Source organism: Streptomyces sp. NBC_00005, from assembly GCF_045160215.1.
GTDB lineage: Bacteria > Actinomycetota > Actinomycetes > Streptomycetales > Streptomycetaceae > Streptomyces.
Genome location: NZ_CP108316.1, coordinates 3,778,083 through 3,801,619 on the forward strand (window position 1 = coordinate 3,778,083; position 23,537 = coordinate 3,801,619).

Consider the following 23,537-nt stretch of genomic DNA (forward strand, 5'->3'; position numbering starts at 1 on the left):
AGGCGCCGCCCGTGACCCCCCGCCCCACGCCCAGCGGTTCGGATCCGAAGAAGAAGGCCGCGAAGGCCGCGGAGAAGGCGACCGAGCCCGAGAAGCCGGTGAAGAAGGCGGCGGCGAAGCCCACCGCCGAAAAAGCAGTCACCGCGAAGGCGACCAGCAAGAAGGCGACCACCCAGAAAGCCGGCGCGAAGAAGGCAGGCACGAAGAAGACCGGCGCGGCCAAGTCCGCCGAGACCAAGTCCATCGAGACCAAGTCCATCGGGACCGAGTCCGCCGCGAAGAAGAGCACCACCAAGAAGGCAAGCGCCAAGAAGACGAGCGCCGTCGCCAGGAAGGTCACCGCGTCGAACCCGGCTGCGTCGCCGGAGGCCGTCGTCTCGCCCGCCCTGGACGCCGGCGACCGCGAACGGCTGCTCGCCGGTGCCCACCACGACCCGCACACCGTGCTGGGCGCCCACGCGGTGCCCGGCGGGGTCGCCTTCCGGGTCTTCAGGCCGTACGCGCTGTCCGTGACCCTCGTCGCCGGCGACCTGCGGGCGGAGCTGCACGACGACGGGGACGGTTTCTACTCCGGCCTGCTGCCCCTGTCCGAGGTCCCCCCGGCGTACCGGCTCCTGGTGGCGTACGAGGGGACGGTCCAGGAGGCCGAGGACGCGTACCGCTTCCTGCCCACGCTGGGCGATCTCGACCTGCACCTGATCGGCGAGGGCCGGCACGAGGAACTGTGGACGGTGCTCGGCGCGCACCCGATGACGCACCAGGACGTGCCCGGCACCCGCTTCTCCGTGTGGGCGCCGAACGCACGCGGCGTGCACGTGGCCGGCACCTTCAACTTCTGGGACGGCACCGGCCATCCGATGCGCTCGCTCGGCTCCTCCGGTGTGTGGGAGCTGTTCGTGCCGGGGATCGGCGAGGGCGAGCTGTACAAGTTCGAGATCACCCGGCCCGACGGTTCGAAGACGCTGCGCGCCGACCCGCTGGCCCGCCGCACGGAGACGCCGCCGAACACGTCGTCCGTCATCACCGCCTCGCACCACGAGTGGCACGACGCGCAGTGGCTCGAACAGCGCGGGGACACCCCCGCCCACGAGGCACCCTTCTCCGTCTACGAGGTCCATCTCCCGTCCTGGCGGCCCGGCCTGACGTACCGTCAACTCGCCGACCAGCTCCCCGCGTACGTGAAGGACCTCGGCTTCACCCACGTCGAACTGATGCCCGTCGCGGAACATCCCTTCGGCGGCTCGTGGGGCTACCAGGTCACCGGGTTCTACGCCCCCACGGCCCGCCTCGGCACCCCCGACGACTTCAAGTACCTGGTGGACGCGCTGCACCAGGCGGGCATCGGCGTCCTGATGGACTGGGTGCCCGCGCACTTCCCGCGCGACGACTGGGCGCTGGCGGAGTTCGACGGCCGCCCCCTGTACGAGCACGAGGACCCGCTGCGCTCCGCGCACCCCGACTGGGGCACGCTGGAGTTCGACTACGGCCGCCGCGAGGTGCGCAACTTCCTTGTGGCGAACGCCGTTTACTGGTGCAGGGAGTTCCACATCGACGGCCTGCGCGTGGACGCGGTCGCCTCGATGCTCTACCTCGACTACTCGCGCGAGCCGGGCCAGTGGGTGCCGAACGAGCACGGTGGCCGGGAGAACCTGGACGCGGTGGCGTTCCTGCAGGAGATGAACGCGACGGTGTACCGGCAGGTGCCGGGTGTGGTGACGATCGCGGAGGAGTCGACGGCCTGGGACGGCGTCACACGGGCCACGCACCACCGGGGCCCGGGCGGCTTCGGCGGGCTCGGCTTCGGTCTGAAATGGAACATGGGCTGGATGCACGACTCGCTGGACTACATGAGCCACGAGCCGGTGCACCGCAAGTACCACCACAACGAGATGACGTTCTCGATGGTGTACGCGTACAGCGAGAACTACGTCCTGCCCATCTCGCACGACGAGGTGGTGCACGGCAAGCGCTCCCTGGTCTCCAAGATGCCGGGCGACTGGTGGCAGCAGCGCGCCAACCTGCGCGCCTACCTGGGCTTCATGTGGGCCCACCCCGGCAAACAACTCCTCTTCATGGGCCAGGAGTTCGCGCAGGGCGCGGAGTGGTCGGAGGCCCACGGCCCGGACTGGTGGCTCCTCGATCCGGCCTACGGAGCCGAGCCCGATCACCGCGGGGTCAGGGACCTGGTCCGCGACCTCAACACCGTCTACCGCCACACCCCCGCCCTGTGGCAGCGGGACATCGACCCTGCCGGGTTCCAGTGGATCGTCGGCGACGCGGCCGAGGACAACGTCTTCGCGTTCGTGAGGCTGGACGCCGACGGCGTCCCGCTCCTGTCGGTCTCCAACCTCTCGCCCGTCGCCCGCCACGACTACCGGCTCGGCGTTCCCGACGACGTGCCGGCCTGGCACGAGACCCTGAACACCGACATCGCGAAGTACGGCGGCGGTGACGTCACGAACCCGGACGTCATCAAGCCGGAACCCCAGGGCTGGCACGGCCGCCCGGCGAGCATCCGCCTGACGCTGCCACCACTGTCGACGGTGTGGCTGCGCCCGGCGTAACCCCTCTTCGAACGCCGGTCGGGCATTTCAGCCCGTCCGGCGTTTGAGGACGAGGCCGTTCAGGCCGAAGCGGGGGTCTGGGGGCGGAGCCCCCAGGACGGGGGGCGGGCGCCGGCCATCATTCGAGCGCAGCGGCCAGCGTCTTCGGCAGCGCCCGACTGTGCACCACCCCCAACCGCTGCGTGGCCCGAGTCAGCGCGACATACAGATCGCTCGTCCCGTACAGCCCCGGCTCCACCACCAGCACCGAGTCGAACTCCAGCCCCTTCGACTGACGCGGATCGAGCAGCACGACGGTCTGCGTCAGATCGGGCTCACCCCCCGCCGTCACCCCGTCCAGCACAGCGGCCAGCCGCCGGTGCAGATGACGCGGAGCGATCACCGCGAGCCGCCCCTCCTCGGGCGTCAGCTCCTCGACGGCCTTGGCCACCGCCCCCGGCAGATCGTCACTCGCCCGCACCCACGGCCGCACGCCGGTCGACCGCACGGAACTCGGCGGTTCGAAGTCCGGCCGCTCGGCCCGCACCACCGCGGCCGCCACGTCCATGATCTCCGCCGGGGTCCGGTAGTTGACGCCGAGCCGGGTGTGCTCCCAGCGGTCCTCGACGTACGGCTGCAGGATCCCCGCCCACGAACCGACTCCCCCGGCCTCCGCGGTCTGCGCCGGATCGCCGACCAGGGTCATCGAGCGGGTCGGGCTGCGCCGCATGAGCAGCCGCCACGCCATCGGCGACAGCTCCTGCGCCTCGTCGACGATGATGTGCCCGAACGCCCAGGTCCGGTCGGCCGCCGCGCGCTGGGCGGCACTGCGGTGGTCGTCCTCCTCGTGCCGCTCGGCGAACCGCTCGGCGTCGATGATGTCGTGCGCGGACAGGACCTCCGCGTCCTCCTCGTCGATGTCCTCGAACTCGTAGGTGCGCGAGGCGTACGACACGTCCAGCACCCCCTGCGCATAGGCGACCTGGGTCTCCCGCTCGCGCTCCGCCCGCGCCCGCCTCAACCGGTCGTCCTCGCCGAGCAGTTCGGCCGCCTCGTCCAGCAGCGGTACGTCCGCCACGGTCCACGCCCGCGTCACCGGGCGGCGGATGGCGGCCGCGTCCTCGTCGGGGACGTAACCCACCGGGTCGGCGAGGAAGTCGGCGACCAGGCGCTGCGGGGTCAGGCGCGGCCACAACTGGTCGATGGCGGCCCAGACTTCGGGGTTCTCGGCAAGATCGTCGCGGATCTGCGTGATGTCGCTCGGGTCCAGCAGGTTCGTACCGTCGAACGGGTCCGTGCCGATGCGTTCGGCGACCATGTCGGTGAGCGTGTTGAGGATGTGGCCCTCGAAGTGCTCGCGGGCCACATTGTGCGGTAGCTCCGCCTCGCGGGTACGGTCGCGGGCCATCTTCACCAGGCCGTCGTCGAGCATCAGGATCTCGCGGTCGTGCTCGATCGCGATCACCGGGTCGGGCAGCGCCTGCCAGTCGCGGACGACCTCGACGAGCACGTCCGCCATGTCGGCGCGGCCCTTGACCGCGGCCGCCGCACGGGTGTCGCTCGCCGTCGCCCGCACCCCGGGGAACAGCTCCCCGACCGTCGCGAGCAGCACACCCGTCTCGCCGAGCGAGGGCAGCACCTCGCCGATGTAGCCGAGGAAGGCGGGGTTGGGGCCGACGATGAGGACGGCCCGCTTGGCGAGCAACTCCCGGTGTTCGTAGAGGAGGTATGCCGCCCGGTGCAGGGCGACGGCCGTCTTGCCCGTGCCCGGACCGCCCTCGACCACCATCACCCCGCGGTAGGGCGCCCGGATGATCTCGTCCTGCTCGGCCTGGATGGTCTGCACGATGTCGCTCATGCGGCCGGTGCGCGCGGAGTCGAGCGCGGCCAGCAACACGGCGTCGCCGGTGGGGTCCTCGTGGCCGGTCCTCTCCTGGTCCCCGAGGTCGAGGATCTCGTCGTGCAGGTCGGTGACCCGACGGCCCTCGGTGGTGAGGTGCCGGCGGCGGCGCAGGCCCATCGGGGTGTGACCGGTGGCCAGGTAGAAGGGGCGGGCGACCTCGGCACGCCAGTCGATCAGGATCGGCGTGCGCTCGACGTCGTCCGTACGCAGCCCGATGCGGCCGATGTGGTGGCTCGTGCCGGAGGTGAGGTCGATCCGGCCGAAGCAGAGCGAGCCGTCGACGGCGTTGAGCGCGGTGAGCAGCCCGGAGCGCTCGGCGACGAGGATGTCGCGTTCCAGCCGGGCCTGCATGGGTGTGTTGCCCTGCGCGAGCGCGTCCGTGACGCCGGCCTCGGTGTCCCCACGCAGGGCGTCCACGCGCGCGTACAGCCCGTCGATGAATTCCTGTTCGTGCTGCAATTCAGCGTCTTCACTGTGTGGAAAGCCGGTGTTTGACAATTCCGCTCCCGCCCGGATATGATGCCTTCAGTGAATCTCTTCGCGACTCAGCCCTATTGAAGTCGCGAACCACTCAATATACCCAAAGAAATCCCCCGAGCACAATTGCTCGGGGGATTTCTTCATATCCGGCGAGGTCAGAGCACGTCGGCGATTTCCTCCAGAAGCCGCCGCTTGGGCCGGGCCCCCACCATCGCCCTGATCGGCTCACCGCCACGGAACACCATGAAGGTCGGCATCGACAGGACCTTGTACGCGTTCGTCGTCTCCGGGTTGGTGTCCACGTCCAGCTGGACCACCCTGAACCGCTCGCCCTCCTCGTCGGCGAGGGCGCTGAGCACCGGGCCCATCTGCCGGCAGGGCGGGCACCAGTCGGCGGTGAATTCCACGAGTACCGGAAGGTCGCTGCCGAGCACTTCCGTCTCGAAGTCCGCATCCGTCACCTCGGCCACTCCCGTCGCCTTGATCACTTGAAGATCCCTCCCAGTTCGCACACCGGTTCCGGACCGCCCGGAACATCCGCCTCGGCGGCCAGCCCGTCCCGCGCCCGCTCCGCCTTCGCCAGCTGCGCCCCGACCGTCGCCCGCACCGTCCGCAGCTCGCCGATCAGCGCGTCGAGCTCGTCCAGCTTGCGGCGGTAGACCGCGAGCGAGGCCGGGCAGGAGTCGCCCTCCGGGTGCCCGGCGCGCAGACACTCCACGAACGGCCGCGTCTCCTCCAGGTCGAACCCGAAGTCCTGCAGTGTCCGGATCTGCCGGAGCAGCTCGAGATCGCCCTCGTCGTAGGTGCGGTAGCCGTTCCCGGAGCGTCGCGCGGGCAGCAGCCCGCGCGACTCGTAGTACCTGAGCGTCCGCGTCGTGGTCCCGGCCCGTGCGGCCAGCTCGCCGATTCGCATGCCTACGAACGTAATCCTTGACGCCAACGTCAGGGCAAGGGCGGATTCGTCAGCGGGGCGACGGGCCGGGGCGCGGGCCCAGCAGCCACTCCCCCGAGGGCGGTCCTCCGTGCATCTCCGCGTCGTCGTCCTCGTCCTCCTGAGAGAACCACTCCTCGTCCTCGCTCCCGTCCCGCACGCCCAGCAGCCGGCGCGTGAGCCGGTCGCGGTCGGAGAGGAGTTCGTCGAGGGCCTCGCGGACGTCGGCCGGTTCGGTGCGCGGCGCCTCGCGTTCCGCACCGATCAGGACCGACCGTCGTACGAGCTCCTTGGTGAAGGAGGCCGTCGTGCCCTCCGTCCGGGCCACCACCTCCTCGGCGATGTCCTGGTCGAGGCCGAGTCCCGCACCGTAGAGCGCGAGCAGGGCGGCGCGGCCCTCCGCGTCCGGGAGGGGGATCTCCACGGCGAGGTCGACGCGACCCGGGCGCTGGACGAGGGCCGGTTCCAGGAGGTCGGCCCGGTTGGTGGTGAGGAGGAACGCGACGTCGGCGTCGTCGCCGAGGCCGTCCATCTCGTTGAGGACCTGGAAAAGCAGGGGCTGTTCGCCGTTGCCGTAGTCGCGGGCCTCGGCGATCAGGTCGCAGTCCTCCAGCACGACCAGCGCGGGCTGGAGCATGCGGGCCAGGGCGCAGGCCGGGCCGATGGCGTCGATGCTCTCGCCGGACAGGATCACGACCGTGAACTGCGGGAGGTGGGAGAGGAGATAGCGGATCGTGTGGGTCTTGCCGGTGCCGGGAGGACCGTAGAGAAGGAGTCCCCGGCGCAGGTGCTGGCCCGCGGCGCGCAGCTGTTCGCGGCGGCGCGCGACCCCCACGACCTGCCGTTCCACCCGCTCCAGGAGCCCCTCCGGCAGCACGATGTCCTCGCGGGTCAGGCCGGGGCGGCGGTGGAAGCGGAACGGGCCGAGGCCGTGTCCGAACTCCGAGCCCTCGAAGGAGAGCACCTGACCGCGGAAGATGTTGTGCTCGCGCACGAGGGCGTCGAGCTCGGCGAGCAGGCGGTCCGCGAACTCCTTCCGGTCGGCGAGGACTTCGACCTCGACCTTGTTGCGTCCGTACTCGTCCTGCGGGCCGCGCAGCAGTACGGCGAAGCGTTCGTCGCCCTCCGCGCCGAGGTAGAACCCGCAGGAGACGCAGGCCAGTTCGTCGTCGGGCGAGATCGGCAGATGGGCGTAGTCGACCGCGCCGACCACGAAACGGTCGTAGCGGTCGGCGGCCTCGATGATGTCGCCGAGGGTGAGCTCGCCGTGGTGCTGGGCGCCGCGCATGCCGATCAGCTCGTGGGAACGGCCGTCCGCGGCGAACCAGCGCTCCAGGGCGAGATGGACGTTGGGCAGGTCGAACGGCGCGTACGCGGTCTTGACCACCGGGCGGTCCGTCGGCGCCGAACCCAGGTGCTCGCGCAGCCGCTTGGCGAGGTCGCGGCTGCCGTCGGCGTCACCGCGCCCGGGGCGGGCGACGGCCGTCAGGAACTCGTAGAACAGCTCGTTGACCCGCTCGAGCGACAGGGGCGAGGGGTCGCGCGCGGCGCCGTACTTCGCCTCGTACTGCTCGTTGCTGAGGATCTCCACCCCGTCGGGGTCCCCCATGTCCGCCTCCGTGCGTTCGACCGTCTGCGAGGCCATCCAGCCTGGTCCCCAACCGACCGACGGGTCAAAGGATTTGGGGCAAGTGGCGCCAAACGGTCTACGGCACGCCTACAGAACGGCGGATCCGTGGGCCTCGACGGGGACTCCGGCCGACTCCTCGACCTCCAGCAGCGACGCGCTCTCCCGCTCCTCCTCGAAGGCCCTGCGGCCGCCGCGCAGCCCGAACAGGCGCTTGGCGAGGGCGATGTAGAGGACGGCGAGGATGTTGAGGACCAGCGTGCCGATCTTCAACCAGCTGACGTGCTCAGTGAGTTCGTAGATCTCCAGGGGGAGGAACGCGGCGGTGGCGACCACCGTCAGGTACTCCGCCCAGCGCTTGGCGTACCAGAGGCCGACCGCCTCGACGAGCTCGATGAGCGCGTACGCGAGGAGCAGGCCGGCCACCAGCAGCAGCGTGGAGTGCTCGTAGCCGAAGGTCTTCTGGATGGTGCCGACGACCGGTGAGTGGTCGAGGTCGTAGTGGAAGTGGTTGAAGACCGGCCGGAAGACGTCGAGATACTCGTCGAAGAGCTTGCGGACCGAGTCCTGGCTGTTGCTGAACTTCCACACGGCCGCCGCGACCAGCACGATGAACACGCCGCGCACGGCCCGCTCGACCGCCAGGAAGCGCAGGATGAACAGGTCGCGCAGGACCTTGCCGCGCGGCACGAGGGGCGCCCGGTCCGCCGGCCCCGATCCGTGCGGCTCGCCGAGCACGAAGTCGCCGCAGCGCAGACAGCGCCAGACCTCTCCGAGAGCGGTCTCGGCCTGCAGCCGTGACCGCAGGCGGAGTTCGTCCGGCGCGTAGGTGATGTGCCCCTTGCGCGCACACGTCCGCCGGTCCCAGTCGATCTTCATCCCCCGTGCCTCCAACGAACGTGCCGCATGTAGCCGCGTGTACCGGACCGGCGCCGCACGCTAGTGGACGACGGTAAGAGATCGGTGAGGATCGGTGAGCCCTGACACGACGAAACCGAGCGGCCGGGTCCACGGGGGAGGGACTCGACCGCTCGGCGTTCTCGACCGGGCGACCGATCGACGGGGGAGTTGTTCGATCGCCCGGAAGTCTCCAGGGCTCAGGCCTTGGCGAGCTCCTTCTCGCCGCCCTGCTCGGGCACGTCCGCCGGGACGTCGTGCTCGGCCTCGTCCAGCAGCGTCTTCTCGTCGAAGGGCAGCTCGCCGGCGAGGACGCGGTTCACGCGGTCCTTGTCGACCTCGCCGGTCCAGGTGCCGATGAGCAGGGTGGCGACGGCGTTGCCGGCGAAGTTGGTGACGGCGCGGGCCTCGCTCATGAAGCGGTCGATGCCGATGATCAGGCCGACGCCGTCGACCAGGGCCGGCTTGTGCGACTGCAGACCGCTGGCAAGGACCGCGATACCGGAGCCGGAGACACCGGCGGCACCCTTCGAGGCGACCATCATGAACAGCAGCAGGCCGATCTGCTGGCCGATGCCCATCGGCTGGTCCATCGCGTCGGCGATGAACAGCGAGGCCATGGTCAGGTAGATCATCGTGCCGTCGAGGTTGAAGGAGTAGCCGGTCGGCACGGTGATACCGACGACCGGGCGGCCGACCCCCAGGTGCTCCATCTTCGCGATGAGCCGCGGCAGCGCGGACTCGGACGACGAGGTGGAGACGATCAGCAGGAACTCCCGGCCGAGGTACTTCAGCAGGTAGAAGAGGTTCACCTTGGCCACGAGCTTCGTCAGGGTGCCGAGCACGATGACGATGAACAGGAAACAGGTGATGTAGAAGCCGGCCATGATCGCGCCCAGCGCCTTGAGCGCATCCATGCCGGTCTCGCCGATCACGGCGGCCATCGCACCGAAGGCACCGACGGGCGCCGCCCACATGATCATGCCGAGGACGCGGAAGACCAGCTTCTGGATGTGCTCGACCCCGCGCAGGATCGGCTCACCGGAGCGTCCCATGGCCTGCAGCGCGAACCCGACGAGCAGCGCCACCAGGAGGGTCTGCAGCACCACGCCCTCGGTGAAGGCGGAGACGAACGTGCCGGGAATGATCCCGAGCAGGAAGTCGACGGGCCCTTCGGCGGCGGCCTTCGCCTGCTCGTGCCCGACGCCCTTCACGGCCTCGGTCAGATGCATCCCGCTGCCCGGGTGGATGATGTTGCCGACGACCAGGCCGATGGCCAGCGCCACGAAGGACATGGCGATGAAGTAGCCAAGGGCGAGCCCGCCGACCTTGCCGACCTTGGCGGCCTTCCGTACGGAACCGACACCGAGCACGATCGTGCAGAAGATGATCGGCGAGATCATCATCTTGATCAGGTTCACGAAGCCCGCGCCGATCGGCTTGAGCTCCACGGCGAAGTCCGGCGCGGCGAACCCGACGGCGATGCCGAGAGCCACCGCGATGATCACAGCGAGGTAGAGATAGTGCGTGCGGTCCCGCTTGGCGGGTGCGGCAGGTGCCATTGTGCTGGCCACGGCTGCCCTCCTTGACGACGTCGTCGGCATCATCCGGCGTGCGGCTCACGACCGGCGGAATCCGGACTGCGGCTCACGTCCGGGTTATGGGGAATGCCGTGACTATCCCTCGCCCTGTGAGGGCGGTCACCCTTCCGTTCATTTAGTTCACACTTAACGTGAGAGGCACACTGACGACATGCACATCCCCGTCCCGCGAGTCCGCAGCCTGGCCGGCCAGCTCTTCGCCATGCAGGCCGTGCTGATAGCGGTGGTCGTGGCCGGATACGCACTGTTCACGTACGTCAGCGACCAGCGGCAGGCCGAGGACGCCGCGCGGCGCCAGGCCACGGCGGTGGCCCGCTCCGTCGCGGACTCCCCCTCCGTGCGGGAGGCGATCGGCACGGCGGATCCGACGGCCCGGCTGGAGTCGTACACGCTGCAGGTCCAGAAGCACACCGGGGTCGACTTCATCACGATCATGAACCCCGAGGGCATCCGCTGGACCCACCCGGACAAGAAGCAGATCGGCAAGCCTTTCCTCGGACATATCGGCCCCGCCCAGCACGGCCGCACCTTCACCGAGACGTACACCGGCACGCTCGGCGAGTCCTGGCGCGCCGTCACGCCGGTGTGGGACGGCAAGCGGGTCATCGGCCTGGTGAGCGCCGGCATCAAGGTGGAGGCGATCAGCCAGCGGGTGCAGGACCAGGTGACGGCCCTGCTCGGCGTCGCGGCCGGCGCGCTAGGCCTCGGCGCCATCGGCACGTACGTCGTCAACGCCCGCCTGCGCCGCCACACCCACGGCATGAACGCGGCCGAGCTCAGTCACATGCACGACTACCACGAGGCCGCCCTGCACGCCGTACGCGAAGGGCTGCTGATGCTGGACGGGCAGTACCGTGTGGCGCTGATCAACGACGGGGGCCGGGAGTTGCTGGGTATTCCGTCCGAGGAGGACGTGGTGGGCAGTTCGGTCGCGGACCTCGGACTGCCCGCGCCGCTGACGGGTGCGCTGCTGGCTTCGGAGCCGCGAGTGGACGAGGTGCATCTGGCGGCGGCCCGGGTGCTGGTGGTGAACACGTCGCCGGTGTCGGGGGGTGAGCGCCGGGGAACGGTGGTCACCTTGCGGGACGTGACGGAACTCCAGTCCCTGATGGGCGAGTTGGACTCCGAGCGCGGCTTCACGCAGGCCCTGCGCTCGCAGGCCCACGAGGCGGCGAACCGGCTGCACACCGTGGTGTCCCTGATCGAGCTCGGCCGGGCCGAGGAGGCCGTGGACTTCGCGACGGCCGAGTTGGAACTGGCGCAGGCGCTGACCGACCAGGTGGTGGCGGCGGTGAGCGAACCGGTGCTGGCGGCCCTGCTGCTCGGCAAGACGGCCCAGGCCAACGAGCGGGGTGTGGAGCTGGTGGTGTCGGAGGACAGTCGCCTCGACGACGGTCTGCTCCCGCCGAGCCTGCCGGCCCGCGACCTGGTGACGATCCTCGGCAACCTGATCGACAACGCGGTGGACGCGGCCCAGGGCAGCATCGGCGCCCGGGTGACGGTGACGGCGTACGCGGAAGGGACCGAGCTGGTGATGCGGGTCGCGGACACCGGCGCGGGGGTGGATCCCGCCCATGCCGAGCTGGTGTTCCAGCGGGGATTCTCGACGAAGCCGGCCGGTCCCGGCGGGCGCGGTCTGGGCCTTGCGCTGGTACGGCAGGCGGTCACCCGGCAGGAGGGGACGTTGACGGTGGCGGAGGGTCAGCAGGGCGGCGCGGTGTTCGAGGCGCGGCTGCCCCTGGGTACGGCGGTGGGTCCGGCCGACGTGGCCGGGCGTGCCGTGGTGAGAGGTGACGCATGACGACCGAGCAGCCCATCCGCGTCCTGGTCGTGGAGGACGACCCGGTGGCCGCCGACGCGCACGTCATGTACGTCGGCCGGGTGCCGGGCTTCGTGGCCGTGGGCAAGGCGCACACGGGCGCGGAGGCACGGCGCCTGCTGGACCGTACGCCCGTGGACCTGCTGTTGCTCGACCTGCATCTGCCCGACGTGCACGGTCTGCAGTTCGCGCGGTCGCTGCGGGCGGCCGGGCATCAGGCGGACGTGATCGCGGTGACGTCGGCGCGTGACCTGACCGTGGTGCGGGAGGGGGTCTCGCTGGGAGTGGTGCAGTACGTCCTGAAGCCGTTCACCTTCGCGACCCTGCGGGACCGGCTGGTGCGGTACGCGGAGTTCCACGCGTCGGTGGGTGAGGCGAGCGGGCAGGACGAGGTGGACCGGGCGTTGGCGACGCTGCGGGCGCCGGGGCCCGCGGCGCTTCCCAAAGGGCTGAGCGCGCCGACGCTGGAGCGGGTGACGGTGGCGCTGCGGGACTCCACGGAGGGGCTGACGGCCGCGGGACTGGCGGAGGCGGTGGGCATTTCAAGGATCACCGCCCGCCGCTATCTGGAGCACCTGGTCGACGCGGGCCGGGCGGCGCGGAGCCCCCAGTACGGGACGGTGGGGCGACCGGAGTTGCAGTACCGCTGGGTTCGGCGCGAGCGGGGCTAGCGGGATCGAGGGCATCGGGTCGCCGGACACTCTTTGGCGTCAGGTCTCCGCACACTCATTGACCTGACTAGACCACTCCTCCTACCTTCACCGGGCAACCATCTCGGCCAACAACGACGTAGGCCCGTAGGAGGTCGTGCCCGTGCGCCCCACCGCCGCCCGCCCCCACTCAACCACCATGCTCACCGCACTCGTTGCCCTCTCCCTCGCCGCAACCGCCCTCACGGCGTGCGGCAGTGGCTCCGGCAGCGACCCGGACACCGTCAAGGTCTCCTACAAGCAGTCCACCGACAACTCCGTCAAGGTGATGGACGAGTTCCTCGCGAGCATCAAGAAGCAGTTCGAGAAGAAGTACCCCGGCAAGAAGGTCGAACTCGTCCCGATCAAGGCCCCGGACTCGGAGTACTACACCAAGCTCCAGCAGATGCTGCGTTCCCCCAAGACCGCCCCCGACCTGGTCTACGAGGACACGTTCCTCATCAACTCGGACATCACCAGCGGGTACTTGAAGCCGCTCGACCCCTACCTCGCCAAGTGGCCGGACTGGAAGCAGTTCATCGGCACGGCGAAGTCCGCGGCCAAGGCCGAGGACGGCAAGACGTACGGCGTCCCGGACGGCACCGACACCCGGGGCCTCTGGTTCGACAAGGGCATCTTCAAGAAGGCCGGGCTCCCGGCCGACTGGCAGCCGAAGACCTGGGACGAAGTCCTCAGCGCGGCCCGCACCATCAAGAAGAAGGTCCCGGGAGTCACCCCGATCAACGTCTACACCGGCAAACCCGCGGGTGAGGCCGCCGCCATGCAGGGCTTCGAGATGCTCCTGTACGGCACCGGCGACGGCACCACGGATCCCCTCTACGACGCGTCGTCGAAGAAGTGGATCGCCGGCAGCCAGGGCTTCAAGGACTCCCTGGCCTTCGTCGACACGGTCTACAAGGAGAAGCTCGGCACCGACGTCGCCACCGCCCTCGACCCCAACATCCAGACCATCGTCCGCGGCGAGATGCTCCCCAAGGGCAAGCTGGGCATCGACCTCGACGGCTCCTGGCTGCCGCAGGACTGGCTGAAGGGCAGCGGGCACGAATGGCCGCAGTGGTCGAGTGAGTTGGGCCTCGCGTACATGCCGACCCAGCACGGCCAGGCGCCCGGCAAGGTGAGCATGTCCGGCGGCTGGACCTGGGCGATCCCCGCCAAGGCGGGCAACCCCGACCTCGCCTTCGACTTCGTCAAGACGATGCAGACGAAGGCGAACGCCCAGAAGTGGTACATCGCCAACTCCGGCATCGCGGTCCGCAAGGACGTGGCGGACGACCCCTCGTACGCCGCCGCCCAGCCCGGCATCAAGTTCTTCACCGACCTGGTCGCGAGCACCCACTACCGGCCCGCCTACCCGGCGTATCCGAAGGTCTCCACCGCGATCCAGGAGGCGATGGAGGGCGTGACGACGGGCGACACGTCCGTCGACAAGGCGGCGAGCGGCTACGACGACGCACTCAAGGAAGCCACGAACAACCAGGTGGTCCGGAAGTGAAAGGCGGCGACCACCGATGACCGCCGCCACCCCGCACGCGGGGGCGGGCCCGGAGACCGTCAAGGCACCTCCGGGCCCGCCCGCCCCCGGGCCCTCGCACCCACCGCGAACTCCTCTGTCCCGCAAGCTGATCCGGGTCCTGCCCGTCTCCCCCGCAGTGGTCCTTCTGCTCCTCTTCCTCGCGGGCCCGATCGCCTACTGCGCGTACATCGCCTTCACCGACCTCCAGCTCACCGGCCAGGCCCACTCCTCCTTCGTCGGCCTCGCCAACTTCCGCAAGGCCTTCGGCGACGAGGAGTTCCTCAACGCCGTATGGCTGACCCTGGTGTTCACGGTCGTCTCGTCCCTCCTCGGCCAGAACACCCTGGGGCTGGCCCTGGCGGCCCTGATGCAGCGCGCGTCGAAACCGGTGCGCACGCTCACCGGCGGCGTCGTCATCACCGCCTGGGTCCTGCCGGAGGTCGTCGCCGGTTTCCTCCTCTACGCCTTCTTCCGCCGCGAAGGCACCCTGAACGCCGTCCTGGACCGGCTCCATCTCCCGTCCCAGAACTGGCTGTTCACGCTTCCGATCCTGGCGGTGTCCTTCGCGAACGTGTGGCGCGGCACGGCCTTCTCGATGCTGGTCTACTCGGCGGCGCTGAACGAGATCCCGAAGGAGATCACGGAGGCCGCCGAGGTCGACGGCGCGGGCGGCTGGCGCCGTATGTGGCACATCACCCTGCCGATGATCCGCCGCTCCATCGGCACGAACCTGATGCTCAACACCCTCCAGACCCTGTCCGTCTTCGGTCTGATCTGGGTGATGACGAGGGGCGGCCCGGGCGACAAGAGCCAGACCCTGCCCCTCTACATGTACGAACAGGCCTTCCAGAACAGCATGATCGGCTACGCCACCGCGGTCGCCCTGCTGCTGCTCCTGGTCGGCTCGCTCTTCTCCCTCGTCTATCTGCGCCTGCTGCGGACGGAGGTCTGACGGACCCATGGCCCTGACACTCGCCTCCCGCCGCAGAAGCCGCCGACTGGCCGCCGACGTGGGCCTGTTGGCGGTGGCCGTCACCTTCGCGCTGCCGCTGGCGTGGGTGCTCCTGTCGTCGGTGGACCCCCACGCGGACCTACGGGTGAAGGCCCCCGACGGCGTCACCTGGTCCAACTTCGACGCGATCCTGACCTCGGACATCACCTTCACGCCGCTGCTGAACAGCCTGATCCTGTGCGGGGGCGGGACGCTGCTGACGGTGGTGTGCGCGGCCCTGGCGGCGTACCCGCTGTCCCGCTTCCGCTCCCGCCTGAACCGCCCGTTCCTGCTCACCGTCCTCTTCGCGACGAGCCTGCCGATCACGGCGATCATGGTGCCGGTGTACGCGCTGTTCGTTCAGGTGGACCTGATCGACACCATGCAGGGCACGATCCTCTTCTTCGCCGCGTCCCAACTCCCCTTCGCCATCTGGCTGATGAAGAACTTCATGGACGGCGTACCGAAGGAACTGGAGGAGGCGGCCTGGACGGACGGGGCGTCGTCGATGCAGTCACTGGTACGGATCGTGCTGCCGCTGATGGGTCCGGGGGTGGCGGTGGTGACGGTGTTCTCGTTCGTGATGATGTGGGGGAACTTCTTCGTCCCGTTCATGCTGCTCCTGACGCCCGACCAGATGCCGGCCTCCGTCAGCATCAACGAGTTCTTCGGGAACCGGGGCATGGTGGCGTACGGGCAGCTGGCGGCGTTCTCGATCGTCTACTCGACGCCGGTGATCCTGCTGTACGTGCTGATCGCCCGGCGGCTGGGCGGGGGGTTCGCCCTGGGCGGGGCGGTCAAGGGGTGAGGCCACCGGCCGGGGTGAAGCCGCGGGCCGGGTGAAGCCACCAGCCGCGGTGAGGCCATCGGCCGGGGTGCAATCCCCACCCGCGGTGAGACCCCGGCCGGAGGTCACGCCTCCGGCAGCACGCCCGCCCGGAACGGCTCCACGCCCACGACCCTGCGCACCCGCACCGGCTCGATCAGCAGCATCACCCGCCGCTCCCCCGCCAGCAGCCACGGATACCGCTCCTGCCCGATGTACTTCCGCGTCAGCCGGTCCATCGCCCGCTCCGCCTCCTCCCCCTCCACGAACCGCACGACCCGCCCCCGGATCTCCGCCCGGTCGTACGGGTTCTCGGGGTCGTGGTGCGACAGGGAAACGTTCGGATTGCGCCGCAGATTCTGCTCCTTCACGCGGCCGATCGACGTGTTGACCATGACGTACTCGCCTTCGAGATCCGCCCACATGGGCGAGACCTGCGGCGCTCCGTCCGGACCCACCGTCGCGAGATGCCAGAAGTTCGGCGCCAGCAGCCGCTCGCGAATATGCCCCTCTACCTTGCCATTCGCCTCTTGCACGAAGATCACGCTCCTCTTCTGCCGCCCGCCCGGGCGGCCCGGCGCCATCCTCGCGACCCCCGCCCGCCCGCCGACAGACGATCTTCAGCCAGCCCTTCGGCATGCTGAAACCGTACGTTCCTACAATCCGTGTTCCTGGCCGAACAGACCGTAGTCATCGCACCCGGGCGCCCCTAGCTTGTGCCCGTGCACCAGCCTTCTCCCCACCCAAACCGCCCGAATCACCCCAACCGTCCCTCCCCCGCCGCCCCGCCCTTCAACGCGACCGCAGCCCGCCGTCTGCGCGCCGCGCTCAACATGGGCCCCGAACACGTCGCCTACGGTCTGCGCGCCTCCTACGGACTCCCCTACGTCACTCCGGACCTCGTCGTCGCCTGGGAACGCGGTCTTGCCAGCCCCAGCAACCCCGAACTCAGCGCCCTCGCAGGCGTGTTGTGGTGCTCCCCCGGTGAACTCATCGGGAAGCCGCGCACCTTGCGGGAGCACCGCATCGCCCGCGGTCTCGCCCCGGAGGACATCGCGCGCATGGTCGGCCTGGAGTTCCTGGCGTACATGCACATGGAGGAGCACAACAGCTGGCGCGGCAACGACCGCCAGTCCGCCACCCTCGCCGAGCTGCTCGACCTCTCGCTCCCGGACTTCGTCACCGTCACGGGACGCGAGGCGAAGCTCGCCGATCTGCTCCGCAGTGCCGCGACCACCCGCTGGCAGGCGTACGTCCGCCCGGTGGGCAAGGTGGTACCCCTGGACCGGCGCCTCCTGGAGGACAGCCTCCAGGCGCTGCACCAGGACTACCAGGGGCAGATGGTCGCCTCGCTCAACTGGGGCGCCACAAACGCGGCGAGCGACTCGAGCGAAGCCGGCCGGGACTTCCTGAACCGGATCGTCGACCACTTCTGGGCCGCGGTCCAGGACAACACCGACTAGGAGGCCGACCCCGCGTTCAAGGGAGTGCGGGGGACGCCACCGGCTAGAACACCGACTCCGCCTCGTCCATGCGGTCCTTCGGCACCGTCTTCAGCTCGGTGACCGCCTCCGCGAGCGGCACCATCACGATGTCCGTCCCGCGCAGTGCCGTCATCCGCCCGAACTCACCCCGGTGCGCGGCCTCCACCGCGTGCCAGCCGAAGCGCGTGGCGAGGACGCGGTCGTACGCCGTGGGGACGCCACCGCGCTGCACATGGCCGAGAATGACCGGCTTGGCCTCCTTGCCGAGCCGTCGCTCCAGCTCGTACGCCAGGGCCGTACCGATGCCCTGGAAGCGCTCGTGGCCGAACTTGTCGATCTCGCCGTGGCCGTAGTCCATGGAGCCGTCGGCCGGGTGGGCGCCCTCCGCCACACACACGACCGCGAACTTCTTGCCGCGGGCGAAGCGCTCCTCGACCATCTTCACCAGGTCGGCCGGGTCGAAGGGCCGCTCCGGCAGGCAGATGCCGTGCGCGCCCGCCGCCATCCCGGACTCCAGCGCGATCCAGCCCGCGTGGCGGCCCATGACCTCCACCACCATCACGCGCTGGTGGGACTCGGCCGTCGTCTTCAGGCGGTCCATCGCCTCCGTGGCGACCCCGACCGCGGTGTCGAAACCGAAGGTGCGGTCCGTGGAGGAGATGTCGTTGTCGATCGTCTTCGGGACGCCGACCACCGGCAGACCGGCGTCGGACAGCATGCGGGCCGCCGTCAGCGTGCCCTCGCCGCCGATCGGGATCAGCGCGTCGATGCCGAACTCCTCGACCATGTCCTCGGCCCGCTCGCAGGCCTCGCGCAGCCGGTCGCGCTCCAGGCGGGAGGAGCCGAGGATGGTGCCGCCGCGGGCCAGGATGCCGCTGACCGCGTTCAGGTCGAGGCTGCGGTAGTGGCCGTCCAGCAGGCCGGCGAAACCGTCCTCGAAGCCGATGACCTCGTCGCCGTAGTGGTCGACCGCTCGGTGCACGACCGACCGGATGACAGCGTTCAGGCCGGGGCAGTCGCCGCCTGCGGTGAGAACTCCGATGCGCATCGTGCTGTGTCTCCAGGTCGCTGTTGGTACCGGTGAGCCAGTCCGATTGTTTCACGTCCCACAGCGGGGGTGCCGCTTGCCTTCCGACGGGCAGGATGCCCATCCGGGGCCCCTCCACCGACGGGCGCCTAAACCACGCTCAGAGGTATTGTCAAGAGGGTTCTGCTCACCTCGGTGGGCGATTTTTCTGGCCCCGAAGCTGGCCCCGAAACGGAGAGGGAGCACGCGTGACGCGCAGCGTGTACGTGACCGGTATCGACCGCGGCGACGGCCGCCAGGTCGTCGAGCTGGGAGTCATGGAGCTCCTGACCCGGCGGGTCGACCGGGTCGGGGTGTTCCGGCCGCTCGTTCACCACAACCCCGACCGCCTGTTCGAGCTGCTGCGCGCCCGCTACCGGCTGTCCCAGGACCCGGCCACGGTCTACGGCATGGACTACCACGAGGCGTCCGCCCTCCAGGCGGAACGGGGGACGGACGAGCTGGTGTCGACCCTCGTCGACCGCTTTCACCTCGTCGCGCGCGACTACGAGGTCGTCCTCGTCCTGGGCACGGACTTCGCCGACACCCAGCTCCCCGACGAGCTCTCCCTCAACGCCCGCCTCGCCAACGAGTTCGGGGCGTCCGTGATCCCGGTCGTGGGCGGCCGCAAGCAGCCCGCCGAGTCCGTGCTCGCCGAGACCCGCAACGCCTACCGGGCCTACGACGGGCTGGGCTGCGACGTCCTCGCCATGGTGACCAACCGGGTCGCCCGGGAGGACCGGGACGAGATCGCGGGGAAGCTCGACTCCCGGCTCCCGGTGCCGTGCTACGTCGTCCCCGACGAGCCCGCGCTCTCCGCCCCCACGGTCGCCCAGATCGGCCAGGCCCTCGGCGCCAGGGTCCTGCTCGGCGACGACTCGGGACTGTCGCGCGACGCCCTCGACTTCGTCTTCGGCGGCGCGATGCTGCCGAACTTCCTGGGCGCCCTGACCCCGGGCTGCCTGGTCGTGACCCCGGGCGACCGCGCCGACCTGGTCGTCGGCTCGCTGGCCGCGCACAGCGCCGGCACCCCTCCGATAGCCGGCGTGCTACTCACCCTGAACGAGGTGCCGAGCGACGAGATCCTCACCCTCGCCGCCCGCCTCGCCCCGGGAACCCCGGTGCTCTCGGTACCCGGCAACAGCTTCTTTACCGCCGCCGAACTCTTCTCCCTGGAGGGGAAGTTGAACGCGGCCACACCGCGGAAGGCCGAGACCGCGCTCGGGCTCTTCGAGCGGTACGTCGACACCGGCGACCTCCTCGACCGGGTCTCCACGCCCAGCAGCGACCGCGTCACGCCGATGATGTTCGAGCACAAACTGCTCGAACAGGCGCGCTCCGACAAGCGCCGGGTCGTCCTCCCGGAGGGCACCGAGGAGCGCGTCCTGCACGCCGCCGAGGTGCTGCTGCGCCGCAGGGTCTGCGACCTCACCCTCCTCGGGCCGGTCGACCAGATCCGCAAGAAGGCCGCCGACCTGGGCATCGACCTCGGCAAGTGCCAGTTGATCGACCCCGCCACCAGCGAACTGCGCGACTCCTTCGCCGAGAAGTACGCCAAGCTCCGCGCCCACAAGGGCGTCTCCGTCGAGCTGGCGTACGACGTCGTCTCGGACGTGAACTACTTCGGCACGCTGATGGTCCAGGAGGGGCTCGCGGACGGCATGGTCTCGGGCTCCGTGCACTCGACGGCCGCGACCATCCGCCCCGCCTTCGAGATCATCAAGACCAAGCCGGACGCCGACATCGTCTCGTCCGTCTTCTTCATGTGCCTCGCCGACAAGGTCCTCGTCTACGGCGACTGCGCCGTGAACCCCGACCCGAACGCCGAGCAGCTCGCCGACATCGCCATCCAGGCGGCCGCCACCGCCGAGCAGTTCGGCGTGGAGGCACGGATCGCGATGCTGTCGTACTCGACGGGTACGTCCGGCTCGGGCGCCGACGTCGACAAGGTGCGGGAGGCGACCGAGCTGGTGCGCGCGCGGCGCCCCGACCTGAAGACCGAGGGGCCGATCCAGTACGACGCCGCCGTGGAGCCGACGGTCGCGGCCACCAAGCTGCCGGGCTCCGAAGTCGCCGGTCAGGCAAGCGTGTTGATCTTCCCGGACCTGAACACCGGCAACAACACCTACAAGGCCGTGCAGCGTTCGGCCGGCGCCATCGCGGTCGGACCTGTGCTGCAGGGCCTGCGCAAGCCGGTCAACGACCTGTCCCGGGGCGCCCTGGTCCAGGACATCGTGAACACCGTCGCCATCACGGCCATCCAGGCCCAGAACTCGAACGAGAAGGCAACCGCCCAGTGAGCCCGTCCCGCGTCCTCGTCCTCAACTCCGGCTCCTCGTCGGTGAAGTACCAGCTGCTCGACATGCGGGACAGCAGCCGGCTGGCCGTGGGCCTCGTCGAGCGGATCGGCGAGGAGACCTCACGGCTGAAGCACACGCCGCTCACGACCGGCGATTCCCGCGAGTGGAGGGGGCCGATCGCCGACCACGAGGCCGCCCTGAAGGCCGTGGCGGAAGAGCTGGCCAAGGACGGGCTCGGGCTGGACTCGCCCGAACTCGCCGCGATCGGGCACCGGGTCGTGCACGGCGGGAAGACCTTCACCGAGCCGACCGTCATCGACGAGGCCGTGCTCGCCGAGATCGAGCGGCTGATACCGGTGGCCCCGCTGCACAACCCAGCGAACCTCACCGGCATCCGTACGGCACAGACCCTGCGGCCCGACCTGCCCCAGGTCGCCGTCTTCGACACCGCCTTCCACACCACGATGCCTGAGTCGGCGGCCCGCTACGCGATCGACGTGAAGACCGCCGACGAGCACCGGATCAGGCGGTACGGGTTCCACGGGACCTCGCACGCGTACGTGTCCCGGGCGACGGCAAAGCTGCTCGGCAGGGCGCCCGCGGAGGTCAACACCATCGTGCTGCACCTCGGCAACGGGGCGTCCGCCTCCGCCGTGCGGGGCGGGAAGTGCGTGGACACCTCCATGGGGCTGACGCCTTTGGAGGGGCTCGTGATGGGTACGCGATCCGGAGACATGGACCCGGCCGTCATCTTCCATTTGATGCGCGTTGGCGGAATGTCCACGGACGAGATCGACACTCTTCTCAACAAGAAGAGCGGACTCGTCGGACTGTGCGGTGACAACGACATGCGGGAGATCCGCCGCCGCATCGACGAAGGCGACGAAGAGGCCGGACTCGCCTTCGACATCTACATTCACCGTCTGAAGAAGTACATCGGCGCCTATTACGCCGTACTCGGCCGGGTGGACGCGATCGCCTTCACCGCCGGGGTCGGCGAGAACGCGGCGCCGGTGCGGGAGGCCGCCGTGGCGGGCCTGGAGCAGCTGGGCCTGGCGGTGGACGGGGAACTGAACGCCGTACGCAGTGACGAGCCGCGGCTGATCTCGCCCGCACACGCGCGCGTGGCCGTCGCCGTGGTGCCGACCGACGAGGAACTGGAGATCGCCACACAGACCTATGCACTGGTCGGGCAGTAACAATATGCGGCTCCGCCGCGTGGCCGGCTGATGAATACACCGCAGTAACACGCCTGAGCGCGGACCCGCCCATTTGTATCTTCCGCCAGACGGAATATTCCGCGGCGAAACAAACCGATAGGATCGCCCCATGCGCCGTTCGAAAATCGTCTGTACTCTCGGCCCCGCGGTCGACTCCCACGAAATGCTGGTCTCGATGATCGAGGCCGGAATGAACGTGGCCAGGTTCAACTTCAGCCACGGCACCCACGCCGAGCACCAGGGGCGGTACGACCGCGTCCGTGCCGCGTCCAAGGAGACCGGCCGGGCCATCGGTGTCCTCGCCGACCTCCAGGGCCCGAAGATCCGTCTGGAGACCTTCGCCGAGGGCCCGGTCGAGCTCGAGCGCGGTGACGAGTTCGTCATCACCGTCGAGGACGTCCCGGGCGACAAGTCCATCTGCGGCACGACCTACAAGGGTCTGCCCGGTGACGTCGACCGCGGCGACCAGATCCTGATCAACGACGGCAACGTCGAGCTGAAGGTCCTGGACGTCGAGGGCCCGCGGGTGAAGACGATCGTCATCGAGGGCGGTGTCGTCTCCGACCACAAGGGCATCAACCTGCCCGGCACGGCCGTCAACGTCCCCGCGCTGTCCGAGAAGGACGTGGAGGACCTCCGCTTCGCCCTCCGCATGGGCTGCGACATGGTCGCGCTGTCCTTCGTGCGGGACGCCAAGGACGTCGACGACGTCCACAAGGTGATGGACGAGGAGGGTCGCCGGGTCCCCGTCATCGCCAAGGTGGAGAAGCCGCAGGCGGTGGACAACATGGAGGGCGTCGTGATGGCGTTCGACGCCGTCATGGTGGCCCGTGGCGACCTGGCCGTCGAGTACCCGCTCGAGAAGGTCCCCATGGTGCAGAAGCGGCTCATCGAGCTGTGCCGCCGCAACGCCAAGCCGGTGATCGTGGCGACCCAGATGATGGAGTCGATGATCACCAACTCCCGCCCCACGCGCGCCGAGGCGTCCGACGTCGCCAACGCGATCCTGGACGGCGCCGACGCGGTCATGCTGTCCGCCGAGTCGAGCGTGGGCGCGTACCCGGTCGAGACCGTGAAGACGATGTCGAAGATCGTCGCCGCGGCCGAGCAGGAGCTCCTCAGCAAGGGCCTGCAGCCGCTCGTGCCGGGCAAGAAGCCGCGTACGCAGGGTGGTTCGGTCGCGCGTGCCGCGTGCGAGATCGCGGACTTCCTGGGCGGCCGGGGCCTGGTGGCCTTCACCCAGTCCGGCGACACCGCCCGCCGGCTCTCGCGCTATCGCGCGCAGCAGCCGATCATCGCCTTCACCACCGACGAGAACACCCGCAACCAGCTGACGCTCAGCTGGGGCGTGGAGTCGCACGTCGTGCCGTTCGTGAACACCACGGACGAGATGGTCGACATGGTCGACCAGGAGATCGCCAAGATCAACCGCTTCAGCCCGGGCGAGATCGTCATCATCACCGCCGGCTCGCCCCCCGGCGTCCCCGGCACCACCAACATGCTCCGCGTCCACCACATCGCCGGCGGCCAGGGCAACTAGCAACCCCGTAAAGGGTCTTGTACGGCGCTGAGGGCGCCCCCTGCGACAGGGGGCGCCCTCAGTTGTGTGCGGCTCCCGAACGGGCC

Annotated in this window: 18 protein-coding genes; 10 read left to right on the top strand and 8 right to left on the bottom strand. The window is 69.6% G+C overall.

What is annotated here, in order from left to right; genetic code table 11:
* The first annotated feature begins 11 nt into the window (after positions 1-11).
* Positions 12-2,564, top strand: coding sequence for a 1,4-alpha-glucan branching enzyme (gene glgB / locus OG303_RS17225; RefSeq protein ID WP_405869270.1), 2,553 nt, complete (start codon positions 12-14; stop codon positions 2,562-2,564).
* 118 nt (positions 2,565-2,682) lie between these two features.
* Here glgB and OG303_RS17230 read toward each other — a convergent pair whose 3' ends face one another.
* The 6 genes from OG303_RS17230 to OG303_RS17255 all read right to left on the bottom strand — a co-directional run bounded on the left by OG303_RS17230 (position 2,683) and on the right by OG303_RS17255 (position 9,943).
* Positions 2,683-4,905, bottom strand: coding sequence for a HelD family protein (locus OG303_RS17230; RefSeq protein WP_405869271.1), 2,223 nt, complete (start codon positions 4,903-4,905; stop codon positions 2,683-2,685).
* Positions 4,906-5,081: 176 nt separating this feature from the next.
* Positions 5,082-5,414: a thioredoxin family protein gene (locus tag OG303_RS17235; RefSeq protein ID WP_405869272.1), complete on the bottom strand. Its 333-nt coding sequence runs from the start codon at positions 5,412-5,414 to the stop codon at positions 5,082-5,084.
* A complete protein-coding gene (locus OG303_RS17240; RefSeq protein WP_405869273.1) occupies positions 5,411-5,839 on the bottom strand; it encodes a MerR family transcriptional regulator in 429 nt (142 codons plus the stop codon). Before OG303_RS17240 ends, OG303_RS17235 begins: the two co-directional genes overlap by 4 nt.
* A 49-nt stretch (positions 5,840-5,888) precedes the next feature.
* A complete protein-coding gene (locus tag OG303_RS17245; RefSeq protein ID WP_405869274.1) occupies positions 5,889-7,502 on the bottom strand; it encodes an AAA family ATPase in 1,614 nt (537 codons plus the stop codon).
* A 72-nt stretch (positions 7,503-7,574) separates the two neighbouring features.
* Positions 7,575-8,363, bottom strand: coding sequence for a DUF2127 domain-containing protein (locus tag OG303_RS17250; protein WP_405869275.1), 789 nt, complete (start codon positions 8,361-8,363; stop codon positions 7,575-7,577).
* A gap of 218 nt (positions 8,364-8,581) precedes the next feature.
* A complete protein-coding gene (locus OG303_RS17255) occupies positions 8,582-9,943 on the bottom strand; it encodes a cation:dicarboxylate symporter family transporter (RefSeq protein WP_405877318.1) in 1,362 nt (453 codons plus the stop codon).
* A 190-nt stretch (positions 9,944-10,133) separates the two neighbouring features.
* Here OG303_RS17255 and OG303_RS17260 point away from each other — a divergent pair, with 190 nt between their 5' ends.
* From OG303_RS17260 to OG303_RS17280, 5 genes are all read left to right on the top strand, one after another.
* The gene (locus OG303_RS17260) at positions 10,134-11,783 is read left to right on the top strand and encodes an ATP-binding protein (RefSeq protein ID WP_405869276.1); all 1,650 of its coding nucleotides are present in this window, start codon (positions 10,134-10,136) and stop codon (positions 11,781-11,783) included.
* The gene (locus OG303_RS17265) at positions 11,780-12,472 is read left to right on the top strand and encodes a response regulator (protein WP_405869277.1); all 693 of its coding nucleotides are present in this window, start codon (positions 11,780-11,782) and stop codon (positions 12,470-12,472) included. The genes OG303_RS17260 and OG303_RS17265 overlap by 4 nt, the downstream gene beginning before the upstream one ends.
* Before the next feature lie 136 nt (positions 12,473-12,608).
* Positions 12,609-14,003, top strand: a complete 1,395-nt coding sequence (locus OG303_RS17270) for an extracellular solute-binding protein (RefSeq protein WP_405869278.1) — start codon at positions 12,609-12,611, stop codon at positions 14,001-14,003.
* Positions 14,004-14,019: 16 nt separating this feature from the next.
* Positions 14,020-14,976: a carbohydrate ABC transporter permease gene (locus OG303_RS17275; protein ID WP_405869279.1), complete on the top strand. Its 957-nt coding sequence runs from the start codon at positions 14,020-14,022 to the stop codon at positions 14,974-14,976.
* Between the two features lie 7 nt (positions 14,977-14,983).
* Positions 14,984-15,823: a carbohydrate ABC transporter permease gene (locus OG303_RS17280; protein WP_405869280.1), complete on the top strand. Its 840-nt coding sequence runs from the start codon at positions 14,984-14,986 to the stop codon at positions 15,821-15,823.
* Positions 15,824-15,927: 104 nt separating this feature from the next.
* On the opposite strand, the gene OG303_RS17285 is transcribed toward OG303_RS17280, so the two are convergent.
* Positions 15,928-16,386: a PPOX class F420-dependent oxidoreductase gene (locus OG303_RS17285; RefSeq protein ID WP_405869281.1), complete on the bottom strand. Its 459-nt coding sequence runs from the start codon at positions 16,384-16,386 to the stop codon at positions 15,928-15,930.
* A gap of 177 nt (positions 16,387-16,563) precedes the next feature.
* Here OG303_RS17285 and OG303_RS17290 point away from each other — a divergent pair, with 177 nt between their 5' ends.
* Positions 16,564-17,304, top strand: coding sequence for an XRE family transcriptional regulator (locus OG303_RS17290; RefSeq protein WP_405869282.1), 741 nt, complete (start codon positions 16,564-16,566; stop codon positions 17,302-17,304).
* Positions 17,305-17,347: 43 nt separating this feature from the next.
* On the opposite strand, the gene OG303_RS17295 is transcribed toward OG303_RS17290, so the two are convergent.
* Positions 17,348-18,373 (bottom strand): ATP-dependent 6-phosphofructokinase, encoded by a 1,026-nt coding sequence (locus tag OG303_RS17295; RefSeq protein WP_405869283.1) that lies wholly within the window; start codon positions 18,371-18,373, stop codon positions 17,348-17,350.
* Between the two features lie 227 nt (positions 18,374-18,600).
* On the opposite strand from OG303_RS17295, the gene pta reads away from it, so the two are divergent.
* The 3 genes from pta to pyk all read left to right on the top strand — a co-directional run bounded on the left by pta (position 18,601) and on the right by pyk (position 23,451).
* On the top strand, positions 18,601-20,691 hold the full coding sequence (gene pta / locus OG303_RS17300; protein WP_405869284.1) for a phosphate acetyltransferase: 2,091 nt from the start codon (positions 18,601-18,603) through the stop codon (positions 20,689-20,691).
* Positions 20,688-21,890, top strand: coding sequence for an acetate kinase (locus OG303_RS17305; protein ID WP_405869285.1), 1,203 nt, complete (start codon positions 20,688-20,690; stop codon positions 21,888-21,890). The genes pta and OG303_RS17305 overlap by 4 nt, the downstream gene beginning before the upstream one ends.
* A gap of 130 nt (positions 21,891-22,020) precedes the next feature.
* Positions 22,021-23,451: a pyruvate kinase gene (gene pyk, locus OG303_RS17310; RefSeq protein WP_405869286.1), complete on the top strand. Its 1,431-nt coding sequence runs from the start codon at positions 22,021-22,023 to the stop codon at positions 23,449-23,451.
* Positions 23,452-23,537: the final 86 nt, after the last annotated feature.